The organism is Marinobacter persicus, from assembly GCF_002934325.1.
Lineage (GTDB): Bacteria > Pseudomonadota > Gammaproteobacteria > Pseudomonadales > Oleiphilaceae > Marinobacter > Marinobacter persicus_A.
This window is the reverse complement of sequence record NZ_PTIV01000004.1, coordinates 78,697-100,427: the sequence shown is the minus strand read 5'-3', so window position 1 is coordinate 100,427 and position 21,731 is coordinate 78,697. Positions and strand designations below refer to the sequence as shown.

The 21,731-nt window shown below is 57.1% G+C and carries 22 protein-coding genes and 3 tRNA genes; 20 read left to right on the top strand and 5 right to left on the bottom strand.

The annotated features are described in order from the left end of the window. Window positions 1-99 precede the first annotated feature (99 nt). The 3 genes from BY454_RS03630 (at window position 100) to nadA (ending at window position 1,566) form a co-directional block, all read left to right on the top strand. A tRNA-Lys gene (locus tag BY454_RS03630) sits at window positions 100-175 on the top strand. Between the two features lie 61 nt (window positions 176-236). Beyond that, a tRNA-Lys gene (locus BY454_RS03625) sits at window positions 237-312 on the top strand. 192 nt (window positions 313-504) lie between these two features. After that, complete coding sequence (gene nadA, locus BY454_RS03620; protein WP_104415286.1) at window positions 505-1,566, top strand: quinolinate synthase NadA; 1,062 nt, start codon at window positions 505-507, stop codon at window positions 1,564-1,566. 11 nt (window positions 1,567-1,577) lie between these two features. Here the strand turns inward: nadA and BY454_RS03615 are convergent, their stop codons facing one another. Next, window positions 1,578-3,047 (bottom strand): M48 family metalloprotease, encoded by a 1,470-nt coding sequence (locus BY454_RS03615; RefSeq protein ID WP_104415287.1) that lies wholly within the window; start codon window positions 3,045-3,047, stop codon window positions 1,578-1,580. Between the two features lie 124 nt (window positions 3,048-3,171). Between BY454_RS03615 and BY454_RS03610 the strand changes: the two genes are divergently transcribed. Further along, window positions 3,172-3,399 carry a sulfurtransferase TusA family protein gene (locus tag BY454_RS03610; RefSeq protein ID WP_104415288.1) on the top strand — a complete coding sequence of 76 codons (228 nt, stop codon included), beginning with the start codon at window positions 3,172-3,174 and terminating at the stop codon, window positions 3,397-3,399. 15 nt (window positions 3,400-3,414) lie between these two features. Next, on the top strand, window positions 3,415-4,491 hold the full coding sequence (locus BY454_RS03605) for an AI-2E family transporter (protein ID WP_104415289.1): 1,077 nt from the start codon (window positions 3,415-3,417) through the stop codon (window positions 4,489-4,491). A gap of 9 nt (window positions 4,492-4,500) precedes the next feature. Here BY454_RS03605 and BY454_RS03600 read toward each other — a convergent pair whose 3' ends face one another. Continuing rightward, window positions 4,501-4,968 carry a peroxiredoxin gene (locus tag BY454_RS03600; protein ID WP_104415290.1) on the bottom strand — a complete coding sequence of 156 codons (468 nt, stop codon included), beginning with the start codon at window positions 4,966-4,968 and terminating at the stop codon, window positions 4,501-4,503. A gap of 74 nt (window positions 4,969-5,042) precedes the next feature. Between BY454_RS03600 and dapA the strand changes: the two genes are divergently transcribed. The 5 genes from dapA to BY454_RS03575 are packed head-to-tail and all read left to right on the top strand — an operon-like array spanning window position 5,043 to window position 9,579. After that, complete coding sequence (gene dapA, locus BY454_RS03595) at window positions 5,043-5,921, top strand: 4-hydroxy-tetrahydrodipicolinate synthase (RefSeq protein ID WP_104415291.1); 879 nt, start codon at window positions 5,043-5,045, stop codon at window positions 5,919-5,921. Window positions 5,922-5,956: 35 nt separating this feature from the next. Beyond that, the gene (gene bamC / locus BY454_RS03590) at window positions 5,957-7,051 is read left to right on the top strand and encodes an outer membrane protein assembly factor BamC (protein ID WP_104415292.1); all 1,095 of its coding nucleotides are present in this window, start codon (window positions 5,957-5,959) and stop codon (window positions 7,049-7,051) included. 42 nt (window positions 7,052-7,093) lie between these two features. Next, window positions 7,094-7,807, top strand: a complete 714-nt coding sequence (purC, locus tag BY454_RS03585; RefSeq protein WP_104415293.1) for a phosphoribosylaminoimidazolesuccinocarboxamide synthase — start codon at window positions 7,094-7,096, stop codon at window positions 7,805-7,807. 26 nt (window positions 7,808-7,833) lie between these two features. After that, window positions 7,834-8,559 (top strand): TIGR04219 family outer membrane beta-barrel protein, encoded by a 726-nt coding sequence (locus BY454_RS03580; RefSeq protein WP_104415294.1) that lies wholly within the window; start codon window positions 7,834-7,836, stop codon window positions 8,557-8,559. Window positions 8,560-8,571: 12 nt separating this feature from the next. After that, a complete protein-coding gene (locus BY454_RS03575) occupies window positions 8,572-9,579 on the top strand; it encodes an NAD-dependent epimerase (protein WP_104415295.1) in 1,008 nt (335 codons plus the stop codon). A gap of 6 nt (window positions 9,580-9,585) precedes the next feature. Here the strand turns inward: BY454_RS03575 and BY454_RS03570 are convergent, their stop codons facing one another. After that, entirely contained in the window at window positions 9,586-10,386 is an 801-nt protein-coding gene (locus tag BY454_RS03570; protein ID WP_104415296.1) for an RluA family pseudouridine synthase, read from the bottom strand. Between the two features lie 92 nt (window positions 10,387-10,478). On the opposite strand from BY454_RS03570, the gene BY454_RS03565 reads away from it, so the two are divergent. Genes BY454_RS03565 through BY454_RS03550 form a run of 4 tightly spaced genes read left to right on the top strand, consistent with a single transcriptional unit; the run spans window position 10,479 to window position 13,711 of the window. Continuing rightward, window positions 10,479-11,426, top strand: a complete 948-nt coding sequence (locus BY454_RS03565; protein ID WP_104415297.1) for an ROK family protein — start codon at window positions 10,479-10,481, stop codon at window positions 11,424-11,426. Further along, complete coding sequence (locus tag BY454_RS03560; protein ID WP_104415298.1) at window positions 11,417-11,599, top strand: DUF2897 family protein; 183 nt, start codon at window positions 11,417-11,419, stop codon at window positions 11,597-11,599. The genes BY454_RS03565 and BY454_RS03560 overlap by 10 nt, the downstream gene beginning before the upstream one ends. A gap of 6 nt (window positions 11,600-11,605) precedes the next feature. Continuing rightward, the gene (locus BY454_RS03555; RefSeq protein ID WP_104415364.1) at window positions 11,606-12,364 is read left to right on the top strand and encodes a fructosamine kinase family protein; all 759 of its coding nucleotides are present in this window, start codon (window positions 11,606-11,608) and stop codon (window positions 12,362-12,364) included. A gap of 39 nt (window positions 12,365-12,403) precedes the next feature. Continuing rightward, the gene (locus tag BY454_RS03550) at window positions 12,404-13,711 is read left to right on the top strand and encodes a DUF2252 family protein (RefSeq protein ID WP_104415299.1); all 1,308 of its coding nucleotides are present in this window, start codon (window positions 12,404-12,406) and stop codon (window positions 13,709-13,711) included. 177 nt (window positions 13,712-13,888) lie between these two features. Here BY454_RS03550 and BY454_RS03545 read toward each other — a convergent pair. Continuing rightward, window positions 13,889-13,965, bottom strand: a tRNA-Val gene (locus tag BY454_RS03545). Between the two features lie 234 nt (window positions 13,966-14,199). On the opposite strand from BY454_RS03545, the gene BY454_RS03540 reads away from it, so the two are divergent. Both BY454_RS03540 and BY454_RS03535 read left to right on the top strand, forming a co-directional pair. Continuing rightward, window positions 14,200-14,598: a 6-pyruvoyl trahydropterin synthase family protein gene (locus tag BY454_RS03540; RefSeq protein WP_104415300.1), complete on the top strand. Its 399-nt coding sequence runs from the start codon at window positions 14,200-14,202 to the stop codon at window positions 14,596-14,598. 124 nt (window positions 14,599-14,722) lie between these two features. Next, the gene (locus tag BY454_RS03535) at window positions 14,723-14,938 is read left to right on the top strand and encodes a hypothetical protein (RefSeq protein WP_258075551.1); all 216 of its coding nucleotides are present in this window, start codon (window positions 14,723-14,725) and stop codon (window positions 14,936-14,938) included. 17 nt (window positions 14,939-14,955) lie between these two features. Here the strand turns inward: BY454_RS03535 and galU are convergent, their stop codons facing one another. Beyond that, the gene (gene galU / locus BY454_RS03530) at window positions 14,956-15,792 is read right to left on the bottom strand and encodes a UTP--glucose-1-phosphate uridylyltransferase GalU (protein WP_104415365.1); all 837 of its coding nucleotides are present in this window, start codon (window positions 15,790-15,792) and stop codon (window positions 14,956-14,958) included. 206 nt (window positions 15,793-15,998) lie between these two features. Between galU and BY454_RS03525 the strand changes: the two genes are divergently transcribed. The 4 genes from BY454_RS03525 (at window position 15,999) to acnD (ending at window position 21,661) form a co-directional block, all read left to right on the top strand. Next, the gene (locus BY454_RS03525; RefSeq protein WP_104415302.1) at window positions 15,999-16,679 is read left to right on the top strand and encodes a GntR family transcriptional regulator; all 681 of its coding nucleotides are present in this window, start codon (window positions 15,999-16,001) and stop codon (window positions 16,677-16,679) included. A gap of 17 nt (window positions 16,680-16,696) precedes the next feature. Beyond that, complete coding sequence (gene prpB, locus BY454_RS03520) at window positions 16,697-17,584, top strand: methylisocitrate lyase (RefSeq protein ID WP_104415303.1); 888 nt, start codon at window positions 16,697-16,699, stop codon at window positions 17,582-17,584. A gap of 93 nt (window positions 17,585-17,677) precedes the next feature. Further along, on the top strand, window positions 17,678-18,811 hold the full coding sequence (gene prpC, locus BY454_RS03515) for a bifunctional 2-methylcitrate synthase/citrate synthase (protein ID WP_104415304.1): 1,134 nt from the start codon (window positions 17,678-17,680) through the stop codon (window positions 18,809-18,811). 225 nt (window positions 18,812-19,036) lie between these two features. Continuing rightward, complete coding sequence (gene acnD / locus BY454_RS03510; protein ID WP_104415305.1) at window positions 19,037-21,661, top strand: Fe/S-dependent 2-methylisocitrate dehydratase AcnD; 2,625 nt, start codon at window positions 19,037-19,039, stop codon at window positions 21,659-21,661. Window positions 21,662-21,731 lie beyond the last annotated feature (70 nt).

Below are 21,731 nucleotides of genomic sequence, written 5' to 3'. Positions count from 1 at the left end.
GTCTTGATTGCTTGCTGATCAGAGATCAAAAAAAGTGACAAGAAAGTGAATAAAGGGGTTGAACAGCCCAAAAAATTCATTACTATATGCGCCTCGTTTGGGTCGTTAGCTCAGTTGGTAGAGCAGTTGGCTTTTAACCAATTGGTCGAAGGTTCGAATCCTTCACGACCCACCAAATTCAGGGCAGCAGGCTATGTCTGAGGTCCGCCGGATGAAAGGCCGGCAAAACCAGTTAGGGGTCGTTAGCTCAGTTGGTAGAGCAGTTGGCTTTTAACCAATTGGTCGAAGGTTCGAATCCTTCACGACCCACCAACACGCAAGCTGGCCAATACGGCGGTTTGCAGAAAAAAGAGCCTTCGGGCTCTTTTTTTTTGGCTGGCAGAACCCATATAGGCAGGCAAGTTTTCAGATTGGCTGTTCCGGCAGTAGGGGTATGTTGCAAGTCCCTGAAGCATCGTGGGAAATGATATACTCTGCCGGCAAATGCATTTCAGAGACCCAGTGATGACACGATCGCAAGACCGTATCCTTGTTCAGGAACACTTGGCCCATCAGGCGGAGCCCCAGCCCCTGAGTGCCCATGAAAAAGCCGGGCTGGAAGCGCGTATCAAGGAAGTCTTGAAAGAAAAAGATGCCGTTCTGGTCGCGCACTACTACACAGACCCGGACATCCAGCGCCTCGCGGAAGAATCTGGCGGCTGTGTGGCCGATTCCCTGGAAATGGCCCGTTTCGGCAATCAGCACCCCGCATCAACCGTGGTGGTGGCCGGGGTTCGTTTCATGGGCGAGACGGCCAAGATCCTTAATCCTGAAAAACGGGTGATCATGCCCACGCTGGAAGCCACCTGTTCGCTGGATGTGGGCTGTCCCGCCGATGAATTTTCCGAGTTTTGCGATCAGCATCCGGACCGCACCGTGGTGGTTTACGCCAATACCTCTGCGGCGGTAAAAGCCCGCGCGGACTGGGTGGTAACCTCTAGTTGCGCCCAGGCCATCGTGGAGTACCTGGACGCCAAGGGCGAAAAGATTCTCTGGGCGCCGGACAAGCACCTGGGTAGCTACGTGCAGAAGCAGACTGGGGCGGACATGTTGCTCTGGGATGGGTCGTGTATCGTTCACGAGGAATTCAAGTTTCGCGGTTTGGAGGATCTCCAGGCACTGTACCCGGAGGCGGCCGTTCTGGTGCATCCCGAGTCGCCCGATGCGGTAGTAGAACGGGCCGACGTGGTTGGCTCTACGTCGCAGCTGATTCACGCGGTACAAACCCTGCCCAACCAGGAATTCATTGTAGCGACCGACAACGGCATTTTTTACAAAATGCAGCAACTGGCGCCGAACAAGACCCTGATTGAGGCGCCGACAGCCGGAAACGGTGCCACCTGTCGCAGTTGCGCCCATTGTCCCTGGATGGCGATGAACGGTCTGGAGAACCTGCTGCAGGCCATAGAGCAGGGCACCCAGGAAGTTCAGGTGGATGCCGGGTTGCGTGAAGCCGCTCTCCGCCCGCTCCGCCGCATGTTGGATTTTACCGCCGATATGAACCTGAAGGCTGCCGGTAACGCCTGATTGTTGCCGGCTTAGCCGTTCTGCGTCTGAATGCGGCGTGTAAGGTCGCCCAGTCGCTCGTTCACCACTTGCCGTTCGGTCGATCCCGCCGGCAGTATCTCCTGGGCCTGGCGCAGTTGGCGCCGTGCCGACTCCAGATCCCCCATCAGTACGTAGTATTCCGCCCGCGCCCGGTGTACCCCGACAATGTTGCGGGCCATGCCCTCGGCTTCGGCCAGTCTCAGCCACAGGTGTTCATGGCCTGGATAATCCCGGGTAAGGTCCCGAAGCAATCGTGCGGCAGCAGCCCCGTTGCCAGCCTCTATTTCTGCTTTGGCCAATGCGTAAGATACCGGGTAATTGCCGGGGTTGCGGTCCAGTGCGGGCTGCAATAACCGTTTGGCTTCTTCGTGGCGCTGGGCGCTGATGAGGACATCGGCGAGCGTGACCTGGAAGGTGATTCGTCCCGGGTTGCTGTCCAGAAGCTGTTCGAGAATGTTTTGTGCCTTCTCGTATTGGCCGTTTTGCTGGTAGGCGACGGCCAGGCCGTACTGGATGGCCTCACTTCTGACAGCATCCTCTCGTTCGAGGTAGGCCTCAAAGGTATCCACGGCAACCTGTGGTGAGCGAGCGTAATGCACCTGGAACCGGTTGCGCATTAAATGGTATTCCTGTCCCTCACGGATGTGCTCGTCCGGGTACTGTTCGGCCCGGCTGCGGGTGTCTGCCACCCGGCTCTGGGTTAATGGGTGAGTCGACAGGTATTCGGGGACGCGGTTCCCCTGCAGGCGGTTCTCGCGCATCATGATTTCGAACATCTCCGGCATACCCCTGGGGTCCATGCCGGAGCTGGCAAGAATATCCAGTCCCACCCGGTCGGCTTCTTTTTCGTGAGCGCGGCTGTAGGCGAGCATGTTCTGCATGGTCAGCGCCTGGGTCCCGGCGATGGCGGCAATGCCGATGTCGGACTGGGTGACGGCGGAAAGGATGATGCCGGCAATCATGCCAGCCACTGTCAGCGGCGTTGTGGTTTCCTGTTGTTGCATGCGCCGGGCGAAGTGTCGCTGGCTGAGGTGAGCCAGCTCGTGGGCCAGAACCGAGGCAAACTGGTGTTCGCTGGTTGCTTTCAGGAAAAGCCCTCCGTTAACGCCGACAATGCCGCCGGGCACTGCAAAGGCGTTAAGGGCGGGATCGTCAATGATGACCAGTTGCAGGTCCCGGTCTTCAAGGGGGGCTGAAGGCACCAACTGGTAGAGGATGTTGGTCAGGTAGTTGAAAACCAGTGGATCCTGGATGCGTGGTGCCGACCGGCGCAGGGAGACCATCACCTGTTCCCCGATGCTGTCTTCCTTCTGGCCGGCAATCAGCCCTCCGCTTCCCCCGATATCGGGCAGGTCCCTGTCCTGTGGATACCCCGCCACGGGGCTGAGTGCCAGCGCTGCTGACAGTGCCACTGCAGTGGGGGAGGGAGATTTGGCGAAGAGCTTGAATAAGTGCTTCATGGAGTCCGATAATGCTCCGGTCGTGGGGTGCTCGACATTAACAGGTTTAATGATGCAATAGAGTAACACCCCCGGCATAATGCCTGCCCGAATACTGTCTGAATCTTAATGGTAAGTTCTGCTTATGGCTGACCGAGTGCTCGATGCCAGTGGTTTGCGTTGTCCGATGCCGCTGTTGAAAACCAAGCTGGAGCTCAATGGCATGGCGCCGGGCGAGGTGCTGGAAGTGTTGGCAACGGATTCCGGTTCTTCGCGGGATATCCCTGCGTGGCTGAATTTGTCTTCCCACAGCTTGATCAGCCAATCGGAGAATCATGGAACCTGGCGTTTCGTGATAAAGTGCGGCGGTTAAAACCCGGAGTTATTCATGGTCAGAATTTTACGGGGCCTCGCCCACAAGTATTTCTCGGACGAAGAAGCGGTCATCCTGTTCCTGCTTCTGGTAACCGGTACCTTTTTCATCATCTGGTTCGGTGCCATGTTGGCGCCAGCGATTGCCTCACTGATCATTGCCTTCATCCTGCAAGGCCTGGTCACAAAGCTGAAACGCCTTGGCGTTCCTGAATTTGCCGCGATTCTTGGCGTCTTCCTGGTGTTTCTGGGTATTTTGGTAGGCGTCATTTTCGGCCTGTTGCCGTTGATCTGGACCCAGGTCAGCACGTTGGCCGGCGAAGCGCCCCGCATCATTGGCGAGCTTCAGAGTTATCTCGATTTATTGCCCCAGCAGTATCCCCACCTGGTGTCGGCTGAAGCCGTGAATGCCTTGTATGAACAGATTTCTCAGGAAGTGGGAAACATTACCCAGTGGCTGGTGTCTTTCTCGCTGTCGAGCATCCCGGATCTCGTGGCGCTTCTGATCTACGTCGTGCTGGTGCCCATTCTGGTGTTTTTCTTCCTGAAAGATCGCGAGGTTCTGGTGGGTTCTGTTGGCCGGCTGTTGCCGCCCCAGCGGCCGATGATGGTGCGTATCTGGCAGGAAGTGAATCAGCAATGTGCTAATTATGTCCGTGGTAAGGCGCTGGAAATTTTCATCGTCGGCGGAGTGACCTACGTGGTGTTCAAGCTGCTGGGCATGCCGTACGCCGCCCTGCTGTCCCTGCTCGTGGGTCTGAGCGTGGTGATTCCCTATATTGGTGCCGCCGTGGTCACCATCCCTGTGGCGGTTATCGGTCTGTTTGCCTTCGGTTGGGGCACGCACTTTATCTGGGCGATGGTGGCCTACGGCATCATCCAGGCACTGGATGGCAATGTCCTGGTCCCGGTGCTGTTCTCGGAGGTTAACAACCTGCATCCGGTGGCCATCATTATCGCGGTGTTGTTCTTTGGCGGTATTTGGGGGCTTTGGGGTGTGTTCTTTGCTATTCCTCTGGCTACCATGCTCAAGGCCGTCTTCGCAGCCTGGCCGGTGAAAGAGAGTGCTCCGCCACCGACCGCCAAAGAGTAAAGCGCCAGCTCAGAGCTGGCGAACCGTTTCCAGCACCTCGTCCACGTGGCCCGGCACTTTGACCTCTCGCCATTCGTTACGCAGCACGCCTTCCTTGTCGAACAGGAACGTGCTGCGCTGAATGCCCATGTGCTCTTTGCCATACAACTTTTTGAGCTTGATCACGTCGAATAGCTTGCACAGGGTTTCGTCTTTGTCTGAAATCAGGTGAAACGGAAACTGGTATTTGGACCGGAAATTTTCATGGGCGCGCAGGCCGTCACGAGAGACCCCGAGAATGACCGTGTCCTGGTCCTCAAAGTCGGTGATCCGGTCCCGGAAGTCCTGGCCTTCGGTGGTGCAGCCCGGCGTGTTGTCTTTCGGGTAGAAATAGATGACGATGTTCCGTCCCCGGAGATCTGCCGGGCGTATGGTCTGATCGCCGGTTGCCGGAACTTCGAAATCGGGGATCGGCTGGTTCAGTGCTACGGATGTCATGACATCTCCTTTAATTCTCTTGTGTCAGTTCAAACCCAACATTACCATATCGGTTTTATTCGGACGGAGCTTTTATGATTACGGGTAGCCTTGTCGCACTGGTCACGCCCATGTATCCCAATGGTGATATCCACTGGGAAGAGCTGGACAGACTGGTCGAGTTTCATATTGAAAACGGCACCAATGGTATTGTCGCTGTTGGTACCACCGGTGAGTCCGCGACCCTGGATCCGGAAGAACACATCCGGACCATTGGTCACATCATAAAACGTGTTAACGGCCGAATCCCCGTGATTGCCGGTACCGGTGGCAACAGTACCCGGGAAGCCATCGAGCTCACCAGCGAAGCTGAAAAGCTGGGTGCCGACGCCTGTCTGCTGGTTGTGCCTTACTACAACAAGCCGACACAGGAAGGGCTGTATCAGCACTTCAAGGCCATTGCCGAGGCTGTGCCGGGCATGAACCAGATGCTGTACAACGTGCCGGGACGCACCGCCTGCGACATGCTGAACGAAACCGTGCTGCGTCTGGCCGACATTCCCAACATTGTCGCCATCAAAGACGCCACCGGTAACATCCCTCGCGGTGCCGAACTGATCGAAGCCCTTGATGGCCGCCTGGCGGTTTATTCCGGCGACGACGCCACAGCTGCCGAACTGATGCTGGCTGGCGGCAAGGGCAACGTGTCTGTGACTGCCAACGTGGCCCCTAAAGCAATGTCCGAACTTTGCGCCGCTGCGATTGCAGGTGATGAAAAGGAAACTCAGCGCCTGAATGAACTGTTGAGCCCGCTGAACCGCAAGCTGTTCCTGGAAGCGAACCCGATCCCGGTCAAATGGGCGTTGCACCGCATGGGCATGATCAGCGAGGGCATCCGTCTGCCTTTGACGCCGCTGAGTGAGAAGTTCCACGGTGAGGTGGAAGAAGCGCTCAAGGCTTCAGGTGTCCTCTGAAGCTCATGCAACCACCCGTTAACCGGAGTAACCCGATGCAGGTTCTTGCTGGAGCCCGTACTAAAACTGTTTCCCTGTCCCGGCCCATGGCCGGGATTCTGCTTTTCGCTACCCTGGCTGGTTGCAGCCTGGTTGAAGACCGTTCCGAACGCTACGTGGATGCGCCCGAAGGCCAGCCCATTTCGGTGCCTGAAGGAGCGCGAGCATCCCGTATTGACCAGGCGATGCCTATTCGCGATATCAACACGGATGATAACCGTCGCCTGTATCCTTCATCCATTCCCAAACCGCCGGACATGACCTCCGACATCCTTGAGCAGAATTATGTGATCGAGGAGCTGGACGGTCGTGTCTGGTTGCTGGTCAATGAAGTGCCGGGGCGCCTGTGGCCGGCAGCGAGTGGCTGGATGAGCGAATCCGGTCTTGGAGTGGCTTACGACAGTCCGCAACTGGGTATCCAGCAAAGTGAGCTGGTGAACTTCAGTAAGCGCAGCCGCCAGCTGGTCGGTCTGCCGGACAGTCCGGACGCCAATGAACCCAAAACAGTCGTGCAAATGCGTCTGGCGCCTGGTATTCGCCGCAAGACCACCGAAATCCGGATGCGCGTTCTGGAACGGGATCAGGCACCGGATGAACTGGTAGCCTGGCAGGATCGGGAAACCAGTGCCGCCCGCATTGAACAGCAAAAAGCGTTGTTGGCGGATCTTGGTGCCTACCTGCAGGGCCGGGAAGACAGTAAGTCTTTCTCTCGGGCAGCATCTGGCATGGTGGCCGAGCCGAAGGTACGTTTGATTTCCAGTGATGACGACGTGGCCCAGGCGGTGACCGTGGCGCTGGATTATGGCCGTACCTGGGCGGAGCTGAATCGCTCCCTCGAGGAGATCGGTGCCCAGGTACAGGATCTGAACCGCAGCGAAGGCTGGTTCCAGGTGGATTTCCGTACCGAGGATGAGCGCTCAGCCGGTCTGTTGTCGTGGTTCAGTAATGACGACAAGCCGCTGCACACGCACACCGTGTTTGTGGAGCAGGCCGGTGACGTTCAGCGTGTGACGGCCGAGCAAACCGATGCTTATGATGGCGAGCTGACCTCTGCGGATCTGCTCACCCAATTGTTTGAAAATTTGTATTGATAGGGCGAGTCCCTGTTCGCAGCTATCTGTCTGGAGAAAGTAATGGAAAAGCGTGAAGAGCTTTATGCCGGCAAGGCCAAGTCAGTTTACCGGACCGACGACCCGGAGCGGTTTGTTCTGGTATTCCGCGATGACACCTCGGCCTTTGATGGTGAAAAGAAAGAACAGCTCGACCGCAAAGGCATGGTCAACAACAAGTTCAATGCCTTTATCATGGAGAAGCTGGAAGCCGCCGGCGTACCCACCCATTTCGAAAAACTGCTGTCGGATACCGAATCACTGGTCAAGAAGCTGGATATGATTCCGGTGGAATGCGTGGTGCGTAATGTCTCGGCCGGCAGTCTTTGCCGTCGTCTGGGGGTGGAAGAGGGCCAGGACCTCAATCCGCCGACGTATGAGCTGTTCCTTAAAAACGATGAATTGCATGACCCGATGGTCAACGAGTCTCTGGCAGTGACCTTCGGCTGGGCGGGTGAACAGGAACTGGCTCACATGAAAGAGCTGACCTATCGGGTCAATGAGGTTCTTAAGAACCTGTTCCTGGATGCCGGTATGTTGTTGGTGGATTATAAGCTTGAGTTTGGTCGCAGTGGCGGCGAAATCGTCCTGGGCGACGAATTCAGCCCCGATGGCTGCCGGATCTGGGACAAGGAAACCCGCAAGAAGATGGATAAGGACCGCTTCCGTCAGGGATTGGGTGATGTGATTGAGACCTACGAAGAAGTGGGCCGTCGCCTGGGTATCAACTTCGACTGAAAACCGGACAAAGGCAAAGGTGAGATATGCGTAAACTGATGATTGCCCTAAGTGGTTCGCTGGTGCTTGCGGCACCGTTGGCCCAGGCAGACGTGGTCGGGCTGGGTGCCAGTGTTAACTATTGGGACTCGGATCTGTCCGGTAAAGCTGGCACCAACAACGACATCGTGGATGTCGATAACCAGCTCAACCTCGACAGTGACACCAATGCCAACGCTTCCGTTTACGTGGAACACCCTGTTCCTGTGCTGCCCAATGTGAAGCTGAACTACACTCTGATTGAGCAGAGTGGTCGTGGGCAGCTGACGACATCATTTGATGGCGTTCCCGCTGGTGAAGTGCAGTCCGATCTCGATCTCGAACAGCTGGACCTGACTTTCTACTACGAAGTTCTGGATAATTGGGTCAACTTGGATCTAGGCTTGACGGCTCGTGATTTGGAGGGCGAATTAGTCGTTCAAAAAGCTGGTGTTACGTCTTCAAAAACTGAAATTGATGGCTTGATCCCCATGGGTTACCTCGCCGCCCGCTTTGATCTGCCGTTTACCGGTGTTTCGGTGGGTGCCGAAGGCAACCTGATCAGCTATGACGGCGACTCGGTGCACGACTTCAACGCCTACGGTCAGTACGAGTTTGCCATGCTGCAGGTACGTGCCGGTTATCGCCAGATGGCCATTGACTATGAAGACGACGATGACCGCCTGGACGTGGAAATCGACGGCCCGTTCATCAGCGCGGGCGTGGCGTTCTAGGGAGAGAAAATCTTGAGGATTCTGGTTACCGGAACTGCCGGTTTTATCGGCTCACACCTGGCCCACCGCTTGCTGGATAGGGGGGATGAAGTCATTGGCGTGGACAACGTCAATGACTACTACGACGTCCGCCTCAAGGAAGCGCGCCTGGCCAGGCTGCTGGACAAGCCCGGCTTTACGGAAATCCGCAAGGACGTGGCGGACCGCAACGCCATGGAAGCCCTGTTTCGGGACTATCAACCCGAGCGCGTGGTGCATCTGGCCGCCCAGGCCGGCGTCCGCTACTCCATCCAGAATCCCAACGCCTACGTGGACGCCAACCTGGTTGGCTTCATGAATATCCTGGAAGGTTGCCGCCATAACAAGGTGGAGCACCTGGTATATGCCTCCAGCAGTTCGGTGTACGGCGCCAACGAAACCATGCCGTTTTCGGTCCACGACAATGTGGACCATCCCCTGAGCCTGTACGCCGCCTCCAAGAAAGCCAATGAGCTGATGGCGCACACCTACAGCCACCTGTATAACCTGCCCACCACCGGCCTGCGGTTCTTTACCGTGTACGGTCCCTGGGGCCGTCCGGACATGGCCCTGTTTATCTTTACCAAGAAGATCCTGGCCGGCGAGCCGATTGATGTATTCAACCACGGCCACCACAAGCGGGACTTCACCTACATCGATGACATCGTGGAAGGTGTTGTTCGCACCCTCGATAACGTGGCGGAACCCAATGCCGACTGGAGCGGTGACCAGCCGGACCCCAGCAGCAGTAAGGCGCCGTACCGGCTCTACAACATCGGCAGCAACAACCCGGTGGAGTTGTCCCGTTTTATTGAAATCATCGAAGAGCGGACTGGCAAAAAAGCCGAGAAGAACCTGCTGCCGATGCAGCCCGGGGACGTGCCGGCCACCTACGCCAATGTGGACGACCTGATCAACGATGTTGGCTACAAGCCTGCGACACCCGTGGAAGAAGGCATTGGCCGCTTCGTGGACTGGTACCGGGGTTTCTACCAGGTCTGAGACCGGTCACTGCTCCGGTCGTGAGCCAAACACCTGCGGTGTTTGCGTCAGCGGGCAGGTGAACGCCAGGTAAACCGCTTCGAGCTGCAGACCCGTCCTATCTGGTTTGCCGTAGAGGCGATCACCAACAATCGGATGCCCCAGCCCAGCCAGGTGCCTGCGTATCTGGTGCTTGTGACCGGTTTCAATCGCGACAGATACCTTGCTGGTATTTCTCTCCTCATCAACCTCCAGTGTGGTAACCCGGCTTACAGAGGGCTTGCCATCCAGGGCAACATCGATCACCTGATCGTCTGCCTCAAGAATGCCGGTCACTTCAGCTTGATAAACCTTGGTGACATCGCGGCCGGAGAACAGCGCAGACAGCGCACCGGCAGCCTTGCTGTCGTGCGCCACCAGCATTAACCCTGCGGCCTCACCATCGAGCCGGTGCACCAGAAAACAGGGCTTGTTCAGGGTGACCTCGGCCAAACGCAGCAAGCTGCAATGATCCCCCCATTGGGAACCCTGTGACAGCAGGCCGTGGGGTTTGTGCCAGACACTGTACCTGCCTTTGTCTTCAATCAACGTGGGAACTTGCGGTTTTCGGGCAAGTACCTGATCATCGTAGAAAAGCTGGACCCGCGTACCGGGCTGCAGGGACCGCTTGGCCTTGCGAAGCCGCACCTGCTTGCCTTTTGAGGTCCACCAGCAGGCGCCCTTGGCCATGGCATCCTTGATACGCTGCTTGGACAGGCCTGATGCTTCAGCCAGGAGGTCCACCGCCAGTTGCGGTTTTTGGGCAGTCAGGTCCAGCGTTTTTTTCATAATGGGTGGGCTCGTTCGGCCATCAGTGAATGGGGCGATTATAACCAGAACCAGCCATGTTTCAGGAATAGTTCATCAAGGTAAGCTCGACTATGCATTCATCCTGGATGATCGGTGTGGATCTCGGTGGCACCAAAACCGAAGCGATTCTGTTGGACAAGGACAGCCACGCGCATTTCCGTAAGCGCGTGCCCACGCCTCGTGAGGATTACCAGGCGGTTCTGGCCACCATCAGGGATCTGGTCACGGAGGCGGAATGCCAGTCTGGGGAGCGGGATCTGCCCGTGGGGGTCGGCATCCCCGGCAGTGTCTCCGGCGTCACCGGAAAGGTAAAAAACTCCAACACCCCTTGCCTGAATGGCCGCAATCTTCCCGATGATCTGTCGGACATACTGTCCAGGGCGGTTACCGTCACCAACGATGCCAACTGTCTGGCGCTGTCTGAAGCTACCGATGGCGCGGGGCAGGGCGCTGGCGTCGTCTTCGCCGCCATCCTGGGGACCGGTTGTGGTTCCGGTATCAGTGTTGATGGGCGGTTGCTGACCGGCCCCAATGGGGTGTCCGGCGAATGGGGTCATAACCCCACGCCCTGGACACCCCAGAAAGAGCTCGACCAACGCTCCTGCTTCTGTGGTCAGTCCGGCTGTAATGAGACCTTCCTTTCCGGCACGGGTATGACACTGACTCATCAACTATTATGGAATAAGACGATGGCGGCGCCGGACATTGCCCAGGCAGCGAGGGCGGGTGACCACAAGGCTGGTGAAACCATGAATCGTTATCTGGAACACCTGACCCGTGGCCTGGCCGGAGCCATTAACCTGTTGGACCCGGATGTGATTGTTCTGGGAGGCGGAGTGAGCAACCTTCCGGAGCTGTATCAACATTTGCCGGAACGTTTGCCAAGGTATGTATTCGGTGGTGAGTTCAGCACGCCCATTCGACAGGCCATGCATGGTGATTCCAGTGGGGTACGCGGGGCGGCCTGGCTGGCGGTGCAGCCCGATGTGGCAGTTAAAGGAGGTGGACCATGCCCATGATTGGATGGCTTTTTATTCTGGGCGCCTTTGCGATGGTGATTGGCAGCCTCTTGTTGCTGAAAGACGCTGGCAATATAAAGGTTCCAAAGGAAAAGCTCGAAAAGGTTCGAAAGCGTAAGGCGGAAGCCGAAAAAGAAGACGAGCGAGAGAGAGAACAAAAAGACGACTGGTGAGTGTTCATGTTTCGAAAGACCAATACATCGCCATTCGAAGATGCGTTGAAGTGCGAAGCGGAAGGGTTGGAGCTGTTGCGTGCCGGCGTTGCCAATACGGGATGCGCGGCCTTGGCGGTACCAAAGGTTATTTCTGTCAGCGAACGGGAACTGGTTATACCCCATATTGAACAAGCCCAGCCAACGCCCGCTTTGATGTCTGCCCTGGGCGAAGGCCTCGCTTGCCTGCACAAACTGCCCCAGTCATGTTATGGCCTTGGGCATGATAACTACATTGGGTTGTCTCCACAGAAAAACCGATGGTGTGACAACTGGGGTGAGTTTTTTCGGGACGACCGGCTGGGCTATCAGATATCCCGCATACAGGATGCGAAGTTGAGAAACGAGTTTCAGGGAGTCCTGGCGCGTAACAGTGACGCCCTTGAAGGCTTTCTGAATGAACACTGCGTTCGGCCCAGTCTGTTACACGGGGACCTTTGGGCGGGCAATGCCCTGTTCGACAGGAAGAAGGCCTGGTTGATTGACCCAGCCGTCTATTACGGAGACCGGGAAGCCGACCTGGCGATGACCGAATTCTTCGGCGGTTTTACCAGTGATTTTTACCAGGCCTACGACTCGGTTTGGCCCCGCACCAGTGCCTACGCCGTAAAAAAAGACATCTACAATCTCTACCATGCCCTGAATCACTACAATCTGTTTGGCAGTGGTTATCTTGGTCAGTGCCGACAACTGCTGCTAAGTTTGGAAGCCTCATTGAATCATTAGCCAAGCCCGCACATCTCCCTCAGGCAATCAGGAGCCACCATGATCAAGGATCTGACTCTTCATAACCGCCGGCACCAGGTCATTCGTGCCATCGAGAAAAATAACAGCAGTCTGGCCAATGCCGACAGGCAGCAGAAATACCAGCTCATGGCGGAATCGCCTTACCGGTTCTTCCGGGGCACCAGCCATCTGTTCTGGCAGGATATGTTTAATGACTGGCGCTTCTCGCTGTTCGGGGGGGTGCCGGGCTCCCAGACCTGGATTCAGGGCGATGCCCATGTCTATAACTTCGGTGCCTTTGCCAACCATGATGGCGACGTGATCTACGGGCTGGATGATTTTGACGATGCGGTGGTCAGCGATTACCAATACGATCTCTGGCGGCTTGCGGTCAGCCTGGTTCTCGATACCCGGGAAAATGGCCGCTTTGACGGTGACGATTGCCTGGATGCCCTGGAGCAGCTGGCCGAGGCCTATCTGGCGATGGCCACCGACTATCAGGACAACGATCTGGATGAGGAAGTGCACTTCACCCGGAAAACCGCCGACAAGCCGCTGAAAAAATTTCTTAAGAAAGTCGACAAGAAAAAAGGCCGGGGCAAGATGCTGGAGAAATGGACCCGGCTGCAGAAAAACGGCAAGCGAGTCTTTGACACCACCCTGCCCAAACTGCGCCGGCTCTCGCCGCAGGGCCGAAAACGGTTTATCGAGGCGTTTGAAACCTACCGGGCCGCCCGGGAGGGCGTCAGCAGTGACTTTTTCCAGCTTAAGGATGTCGCTCGTCGGGTCAGTGCTGGTACGGGCTCACTGGGTACCACACGGTACTATGCACTGATTGAAGGCGAAGAGGGCGATGAGGGCGACGACATTATCCTGGACATCAAGGAGCAGGTTGGTCCGGCGCTGTTACTGGCCATGTCCGAAGAGGAACGCGAGGCCTACGCCAATGCCTATCCCAGCGAAGGCGAGCGCCACGCCCAGGCTTTCCATGCCCTGGCGGAACACCCGGACCAATATCTTGGGTGGCTGGAGCTGGATGGCAAGGTGTTTTCCGTGAGAGAGCGTTCACCCTTCAAAGACGATTTCGACACGGGCAAGCTCACCAAGAAAAGCCACCTGAAGAAAATGGCGGCGACCTGGGGCGAAGTACTGGCGACGGAGCATAAGCGCGCCAGTCGTGGGCTCAACGAGGAGGAGCCGTTCCTGTTTGAGCAGACACTCCAGCGTTTGACGTTCAAACGTGAGCGGGAGTTCGTGCAGCTAATCCAGGCCATTGCCATCCACTATGGCGAGTGTGTGGAGCAGGATTACCAGAATTTTGTGGATGCTTTCCTGGCGCCTGATTAGGGGCAACCAGTGAGCCTCTAAGGCTCTATCTCTTCGGCCAGTTCCTGATCCAGAGACGCCTCTTCAGTGACCTGGTCGGTCTGACTTAATGAACGATGGGGAATGTGTCTGAGGGTCCGAAACGAAAAAAGCCAGTTATCACGGTCTCCCGTAACTAACTGGCTTTCTTTGGAATTCTGGTAGGACCAGGCAGATTCGAACTGCCGACCTCTGCCATGTCAAGGCAGCGCTCTAACCAACTGAGCTATGGTCCTGTGCTCTTCAGCGGGGACGTAATATACGGGGTCATCCCTTATTGGTCAACAACTTTTCTGTCTCTTGTAGTCCAAAGCTTTAGAGCGAAGCGGGATTTGCTCCGGCATCGATGCGCCACCCGGACTCAGCGTCATCAGTTCCAGCGCGGCCCGCGGTCTGTATCCCACCAGGGAGTCGCGCTACTCTGTGCTAAAGAGTTGTTGAACTTTGCCCATGCCCCCTAAGGAGACGCAATGTTTGGTCTGACGGTTCGGGATCAGATGATGGTTACCCATAGCTTAAACGGCGACGTGTTTGGCCCCGCGCAAAAGCTTCATGGGACGACCTACGTAGTGGATGTCACTTTCGAGCGCCATCAGTTGGATAAGAATGATCTCATCGTCGAGGCGGATCTAGCTGTCCAGCTGCTTCGGGAGGTTCTTGGCGAGTTTGATATGCAGAACCTGGATGAGCGTTTGGAGTTTGAGGGCCGCAACACCACCACTGAATTCATGGCCGGAGTGGTGTTTGAGCGCATGGCCAATGCGGTTCGCCAGGGCAGGTTAGGAGACAGTGGCAAGGGACTTTCCAGCCTGCGCGTCACCCTGTCCGGGTCGCAGGTTGTCTGGGCCACCTACCACGCGGGAATCTGAAGGCCAGGCAATTGTCTGGATAGCTATAGGTACGTTACATTTCCAGACTTATACAAAATCGGGGCATCACCGGGCTGCGGTCCGGTGTCAATGATGAGGTGCGAGGGCCATGCAGGATTGGCAAATGGATTGGCAACATGAGGAGCCAGAAGACGATGGCCAGCTTGAGTTGCCGGGGATCGCCCTCGACAGGAGTGATGAATTGCTGGAATCCCTTGGCGAGTTGGAGCAACGGCTGGAGCAGGTGCGGCTTACCGCGGAAGAGGTGGAATTGCTGCGCCGGTTCCGCAGAAGCGATGCCAACAACCGGCGCATGGTCATGCGGCTTCTGGCCGGATAGCAGCCAGAAGCTCCCGATTACTTCCCTTTCTTGTACACGTTTTCGTAAACGTAGTTAGTGGCTTCCACAAAGCCGTCAATGCTGCCGCAATCAAAGCGTTGGCCCTTGAACTGATACGCCAGTACGCAGCCATTCTTCGCTTGTTCCAGCAGTGCATCCGTAATCTGCACTTCGCCGTTCTTGCCAGGCGGTGTGTTCTCCAGAATCTCGAAAATGTCCGGGGTCAGAATGTAGCGGCCAATGATCGCCAGGTTGCTTGGGGCGTCTTCCGGGGCCGGCTTTTCCACCATGTCGGTAATGCGGTACAGGCCATCTTTCATGGACTCACCGGCAATGACGCCGTACTTGTGGGTTTCATCGGCAGGCACTTCCTCGATGGCCACGATTGAACAGCGGAACTGGTTGTACAGCTTCACCATCTGGGTCAGCACGCCGTCTTCGCCTTCCGGGGCCACACAGAAGTCGTCGGCCAGCACCACAGCAAACGGATTGTCGCTCATCAGGTTGCGGCCGGTCAGGATGGCGTGGCCCAGGCCCTTCATCTCATTCTGGCGGGTAAAGGCGAAGCTGTTGTTGTCGATCAGGTCGCGGATGGAGGTCAGAAGATCCTCTTTCCCCGAACCGGCGATCTGGTGCTCCAGCTCATAACTGATGTCGAAGTGGTCTTCCAGCGCCCGCTTGCCACGACCAGTCACAAACCCAAACTCGTGAATCCCGGCTTCGGCGGCCTCTTCGACGCCGTACTGCACCAGCGGCTTGTTAACAATGGGGAGAATTTCCTTGGGCATGGCCTTGGTGGCGGGCAGAAAACGGGTGCCGTAACCGGCAACGGGGAACAGACACTTCCTGATCATGGGAAAATCCTTGGTTTCTGATTCGTAGGTACTGAATTTCCGCAGTTTACCGAAGATGCCGCCCCAGGGGGAGGGGCCGTGGGCCGGAATCAGTTGCGGGCCTTTCATTGTTAGCAAATAGTCAAAGCTGGTTTTACGTTTTGTTGACAATCGCGTGAGGGGCGAGTAATTTTCAGTCTAATCTATCTCGTTTTGTTGACAACCTTATGAACCAACCAATCATCCAATCCTCTACCCGCGCAGACGAGGCCTTTGATTGTCTGCAAACGGCGATCATTACCGGCGAGCTGGCTCCCGGCGAGAAAATCGGGGAGCTGGAGCTTTGCAACCGCTTTGAATTGACTCGTGGTCCCCTGCGTGAAGCCCTTGGGCGACTCGAGTCCCGTGGGTTGCTGGTTCGCAGGCCTCACGCCGGGGTCAAGGTGGTGTCGGTCAGTGCCGAAGAGTTGATGGAGCTGTACCGGATTCGTGAAGTCATGGAAGGGCTGGCTGCGCGCCAGGCGGCCGAGCGAATGACGGATGAAGAAATCCGGGCGCTGCAGGAAACCCTGGACGCGCACGAGAAAATGATCGAAGAGGCCAAGGGCCAGGCTTATTACCAGGCCGAAGGCGACTACGATTTCCACCACCGAATTGCCACCGGCAGCCGCAACACCAAGCTGGCTCAGATGCTGCTGGGCGATCTCTACTACATGGTGCGCATGTACCGATATCGCCTGAGTACTTCGGCAGGGCGGCCACACATGGCTCTGGGCGAGCACCGTCATATTGTCGAGGCTCTGGCCCGGCGTGACGGCGAACTCGCGGAATTTCTGATGAAGCGGCACATCAACGCCGCCCGCCAGAACATCGAGAAAAAGATCAAAGAAGGCGTTCTAACCATTTAACTGGGAGGTAACACACCATGGCTAACAAACTTTCTCCGGGCGCGCGTTTTCGCAAGGCCCTGAAGGAAAACCAGCCGCTGCAGATTGTCGGCACCATCAATGCGTACTCAGCCATGATGGCCGAGCGAGTAGGGCACCAGGCCATTTACCTGTCAGGCGGTGGTGTGGCGAACGCCTCCTACGGCCTGCCGGACCTGGGCATGACCACCATGAACGACGTGGTCGAAGACGTGCGTCGTATCTGTGCGGCTACCGATCTGCCGCTGCTGGTGGACATCGACACCGGCTGGGGCGGCGCCTTCAACATCGCCCGCACCATTCGCGAGATGGAACGTGCCGGCGCTGCCGCCGTTCACATTGAAGACCAGGTTGCCCAGAAGCGTTGTGGCCACCGTCCGAACAAGGAAATCGTTTCCAAAGAGGAAATGGTGGATCGTGTGAAAGCGGCCGCCGATGCCCGCGAAGACGACGATTTCTTCATCATGGCCCGTACCGACGCGTTCCAGAAAGAAGGTCTGGAAGCGGCCATCGATCGTGCCAAGGCCTGTATCGAAGCTGGCGCCGACGGCATCTTCGCCGAAGCGGTTCACGAGCTGTCTGATTACAAGGCCTTCGCAGAAGCCATTGACGCGCCCCTGCTGGCCAACATCACCGAATTTGGTGCTACTCCGCTGTACAACAAGAAGGAACTGGCGGAAGCCGGTGCCTCCATGGTGCTGTACCCGCTGAGTGCCTTCCGCGCAATGAACAAGGCGGCGTTGACTGTTTACGAGAGCATTCTTGAGAAGGGTGATCAGAAAGACGTGGTGGACATGATGCAGACCCGTATGGAACTGTACGATTTCCTGAACTACCACGACTTTGAACAGAAGCTCGATGAGCTGTTCGCCCAGAAGAAAGACTGAACCGTTTTAAAGGGCGCTCCGGGTGGGGCGCCCTGAACACCAAACCCAAGCCAAATTAAACAACACCAAAAACTCTGTAAATGGGAGATGATCATGGCTGAAGCAAAGAAACTCGGTGGTGCTGGTCTGCGTGGCCAGGTAGCTGGTGAAACAGCCCTGTGTACCGTTGGTAAAACCGGTGCCGGCCTGACCTACCGTGGTTACGACATTAACGTGCTGGCGGACAACGCCCAGTTTGAAGAAGTCGCGTACCTGCTGCTGCGTGGCAAACTGCCGAACCGTCAGGAGCTGGACGAGTACAAGGCCAAGCTGAAGGCGAATCGCGAACTGCCGGAAGCCCTGCGTACCGTTCTGGAGCAGATTCCCAAAAACGCCCACCCGATGGACGTGATGCGTACCGGTTGCTCCATGCTGGGTAACCTGGAAACCGAGGAAGATTTCAGCGAGCAGGACGACAAGATCGACCGCATGCTGGCGGTATTCCCGGCCATCATTACCTACTGGTACCGTTTCGCCAACGAAGGCGTGCGTATCGATACCGCCAACACCGAGTGTGATTCCATCGGTGGTGTGTTCCTCGAGCTGCTGCACGGCAAGAAGCCGAACGAGCTGCACGAGCAGGTGATGAACGTGTCCCTGATCCTGTACGCCGAGCACGAGTTCAACGCCTCTACCTTCACCGCTCGCGTGTGTGCGTCCACTCTGTCTGACATCCACAGCTGCGTGACCGGTGCCATCGGTTCCCTGCGTGGTCCGCTGCACGGTGGTGCCAACGAAATGGCCATGGAGCTGATCCAGAAGTTCAGCAGCGCCGACGAAGCCGAAGAAGGCCTGATGGGCATGCTGGAGCGCAAGGAAAAGATCATGGGCTTCGGCCACGCGATCTACAGCGAGTCCGATCCGCGCAACGCCATTATCAAGAAGTGGTCCGAGAAGCTGGCGGAGGAAGTCGGCGACACCGTGCTGTATCCGGTTTCCGTCCGCTGCGAGGAAGTCATGTGGCGCGAGAAGAAGCTGTTCTGTAACGCTGACTTCTTCCACGCGTCTGCTTACCACTTCATGGGCATTCCGACCCAGCTGTTTACACCGATCTTCGTGATGTCCCGTGTATCTGGCTGGACTGCCCACGTGAAAGAGCAGCGTGCCAACAACCGCATCATCCGTCCGAGCGCCGACTATACCGGCCCGGACCACGCGGAATGGCAGCCGATTGACGAGCGTTCCTAAGACGTTTTTTTAGCCACGGAAGACACGGAAAACACGGAAGGGAAAGACAAAAGCAAAGATATTAATTAGCCACGAAATCCACGAAAGAACACGAAATAAAAAAAACAGCCTTAATGCTTTTTTTCGTGGATTTAGTGGGTTTCGTGGCAATTTTAATCTTTTTTCTTTTCCCTGTTCTTCCGTGGATTCCGTGGCAAATCACGCATTCCAAGAGATTTCTAAATCATGAATACTCAGTACAGAAAACCCCTCCCGGGCACCAGCCTGGAATTTTACGATACCCGCCAGGCGGTGGAAGAAATCCAGCCGGGTTCTTACGACAAACTGCCATACACCTCCAAAATCCTGGCGGAACAGCTGGTTCGCCGTTGCGATGCGGAGTCTCTGACTGATTCACTCAAGCAGCTTATTGAGCGCAAGCGCGAGAAGGATTTCCCCTGGTATCCCGCCCGCGTTGTGTGTCACGACATCCTGGGCCAGACCGCACTGGTTGACCTGGCCGGCCTGCGTGACGCTATTGCCGAAAAAGGCGGCGATCCCGCCAAGGTAAACCCCGTTGTTCCCACCCAGCTGATTGTTGACCACTCGCTGGCCGTTGAACACGCCGGTTTTGAAGAAGACGCGTTCGACCAGAACCGCGCCATTGAAGATCGTCGTAACGAAGACCGTTTCCACTTTATCGACTGGACCCGCACCGCGTTCAAGAACGTGGACGTGATTCCGGCCGGTAACGGCATCATGCACCAGATCAACCTGGAAAAGATGTCACCCGTTATTCAGCACCGTCCGGACGAAGATGGCCATCAGATTGCCTTCCCGGACACCTGTGTGGGCACCGACAGTCACACCCCGCACATTGATGCCCTGGGTGTTATTGCCGTGGGTGTTGGCGGCCTGGAAGCCGAAACCGTCATGCTCGGCCAGCCATCCATGATGCGCCTGCCGGACATCGTTGGTGTGAAACTGACCGGTGAACGCCAGCCTGGCATCACCGCCACCGACATCGTTCTGGCCATTACCGAATTCCTGCGTAAAGAGCGCGTGGTTGGCGCCTACCTTGAGTTCTTTGGTGAAGGCGCTTCCAGCCTGACTATCGGCGACCGTGCCACCATCTCCAACATGACGCCGGAATACGGCGCCACCGCCGCGATGTTCTACATCGACGAGCAGACCACCGACTACCTGAAGCTGACCGGCCGCGAGCCGGAGCAGGTGGATCTGGTTGAGAAGTACGCCAAAGAAACCGGCCTGTGGGCCTACCAGATGACCGGTGCCGAGTACGAGCGCGTGCTGGAGTTTGATCTCTCCACCGTGGTTCGCAACGTGGCTGGTCCGTCCAACCCGCACCGCCGTGTGGCCACTTCCGCGCTGCACGACCAGGGCATTGCCGTGAACCTGGACAAGGCGCTGGCAGAAGAGAAAGAAGGCAAGATGCCGGATGGCGCGGTGATCATCGCCGCCATTACCTCCTGCACCAACACCTCCAACCCGCGCAACGTGGTGGCCGCCGGTTTGCTGGCCAAGAAAGCCAACGAGCTGGGCCTGATCCGCAAGCCGTGGGTGAAGTCCTCCTTCGCGCCGGGTTCCAAAGTGGCCCGATTGTATCTGGAAGAAGCCGGCCTGCTGCCTGAAATGGAAAAACTGGGTTTCGGCATCGTGGCATACGCCTGCACCACCTGTAACGGTATGTCTGGCGCGCTGGACCCGAAGATCCAGCAGGAAATCATCGACCGCGACCTGTACTCCACGGCGGTGCTTTCCGGTAACCGTAACTTTGACGGCCGGATTCACCCCTACGCGAAGCAGGCGTTCCTGGCCTCACCGCCGCTGGTCGTGGCCTACGCTATTGCCGGTACCATCCGCTTTGACATCGAGAAAGATGCCCTGGCGTACGACAAGGACGGCAACCCGGTGACCCTGAAGGATATCTGGCCGTCCGACGAGGAAATCGACCGCATCGTCGGTGAGTATGTGAAGCCGGAGCAGTTCAAGTCCGTCTATATCCCGATGTTCAACCTCGACGAAGCCGAGCAGGCGGAGAGTCCGCTGTACGACTGGCGCCCGATGTCCACCTACATCCGTCGCCCGCCCTACTGGGAAGGCGCACTGGCGGCCGAGCGCACCATGACCGGCATGCGTCCGCTGGCGGTGTTGGGTGACAACATCACCACCGACCACCTGTCGCCGTCCAACGCCATCATGATGGACTCCGCTGCGGGTGAATACCTGCACAAGATGGGCCTGCCGGAGGAAGACTTTAACTCCTACGCAACCCACCGTGGCGACCACCTGACCGCCCAGCGCGCGACCCTGGCCAACCCGAAACTGCTGAACGAAATGGTTCGGGACGAAAATGGCGAGATTGTCCAGGGCTCCCTGGCGCGTCTGGAGCCGGAAGGCGACGTGAAGCGCATGTGGGACGTGATCGAAACCTACATGGACCGCAAGCAGCCGCTGATCATCGTGGCCGGTGCCGATTACGGTCAGGGTTCCTCCCGTGACTGGGCCGCCAAGGGCGTTCGCCTGGCGGGTGTGGAAGTGATCGTGGCCGAAGGCTTCGAGCGCATACACCGCACCAACCTGGTGGGCATGGGCGTATTGCCGCTGCAGTTCAAGGAAGGCGAAACCCGTAAGACCTACAACATCGACGGCACCGAGACCTTCGATGTGAAGGGTGAGATTGCCCCGGGCGCTGAGCTGACCCTGGTTGTGCATCGCAAGAACGGCGAGAGCGTGGAAGTACCGGTGATCTGCCGCCTCGACACCGAAGCGGAGCTGAACATCTACTCCGCTGGTGGCGTGCTGCAGCGTTTCGCACAGGACTTCCTGGAAGCCGAAGGCGCGGCTTAAAACGTTATTGGCCACGGAATCCACGGAAGAACACGGAAAAAGAAACAAGAGATAAAAGATTGCCACGAAA

Coding starts and splice junctions, on each gene's coding strand:
- nadA (WP_104415286.1), top strand. CDS start 505: ATGACACGATCGCAAGACCGTATCCTTGTTCAGGAACACTTGGCCCAT.
- BY454_RS03615 (WP_104415287.1), bottom strand. CDS start 3,047: ATGAAGCACTTATTCAAGCTCTTCGCCAAATCTCCCTCCCCCACTGCA.
- BY454_RS03610 (WP_104415288.1), top strand. CDS start 3,172: ATGGCTGACCGAGTGCTCGATGCCAGTGGTTTGCGTTGTCCGATGCCG.
- BY454_RS03605 (WP_104415289.1), top strand. CDS start 3,415: ATGGTCAGAATTTTACGGGGCCTCGCCCACAAGTATTTCTCGGACGAA.
- BY454_RS03600 (WP_104415290.1), bottom strand. CDS start 4,968: ATGACATCCGTAGCACTGAACCAGCCGATCCCCGATTTCGAAGTTCCG.
- dapA (WP_104415291.1), top strand. CDS start 5,043: ATGATTACGGGTAGCCTTGTCGCACTGGTCACGCCCATGTATCCCAAT.
- bamC (WP_104415292.1), top strand. CDS start 5,957: ATGCAGGTTCTTGCTGGAGCCCGTACTAAAACTGTTTCCCTGTCCCGG.
- purC (WP_104415293.1), top strand. CDS start 7,094: ATGGAAAAGCGTGAAGAGCTTTATGCCGGCAAGGCCAAGTCAGTTTAC.
- BY454_RS03580 (WP_104415294.1), top strand. CDS start 7,834: ATGCGTAAACTGATGATTGCCCTAAGTGGTTCGCTGGTGCTTGCGGCA.
- BY454_RS03570 (WP_104415296.1), bottom strand. CDS start 10,386: ATGAAAAAAACGCTGGACCTGACTGCCCAAAAACCGCAACTGGCGGTG.
- BY454_RS03565 (WP_104415297.1), top strand. CDS start 10,479: ATGCATTCATCCTGGATGATCGGTGTGGATCTCGGTGGCACCAAAACC.
- BY454_RS03560 (WP_104415298.1), top strand. CDS start 11,417: ATGCCCATGATTGGATGGCTTTTTATTCTGGGCGCCTTTGCGATGGTG.
- BY454_RS03555 (WP_104415364.1), top strand. CDS start 11,606: ATGTTTCGAAAGACCAATACATCGCCATTCGAAGATGCGTTGAAGTGC.
- BY454_RS03550 (WP_104415299.1), top strand. CDS start 12,404: ATGATCAAGGATCTGACTCTTCATAACCGCCGGCACCAGGTCATTCGT.
- BY454_RS03540 (WP_104415300.1), top strand. CDS start 14,200: ATGTTTGGTCTGACGGTTCGGGATCAGATGATGGTTACCCATAGCTTA.
- BY454_RS03535 (WP_258075551.1), top strand. CDS start 14,723: ATGGATTGGCAACATGAGGAGCCAGAAGACGATGGCCAGCTTGAGTTG.
- galU (WP_104415365.1), bottom strand. CDS start 15,792: ATGATCAGGAAGTGTCTGTTCCCCGTTGCCGGTTACGGCACCCGTTTT.
- BY454_RS03525 (WP_104415302.1), top strand. CDS start 15,999: ATGAACCAACCAATCATCCAATCCTCTACCCGCGCAGACGAGGCCTTT.
- prpB (WP_104415303.1), top strand. CDS start 16,697: ATGGCTAACAAACTTTCTCCGGGCGCGCGTTTTCGCAAGGCCCTGAAG.
- prpC (WP_104415304.1), top strand. CDS start 17,678: ATGGCTGAAGCAAAGAAACTCGGTGGTGCTGGTCTGCGTGGCCAGGTA.
- acnD (WP_104415305.1), top strand. CDS start 19,037: ATGAATACTCAGTACAGAAAACCCCTCCCGGGCACCAGCCTGGAATTT.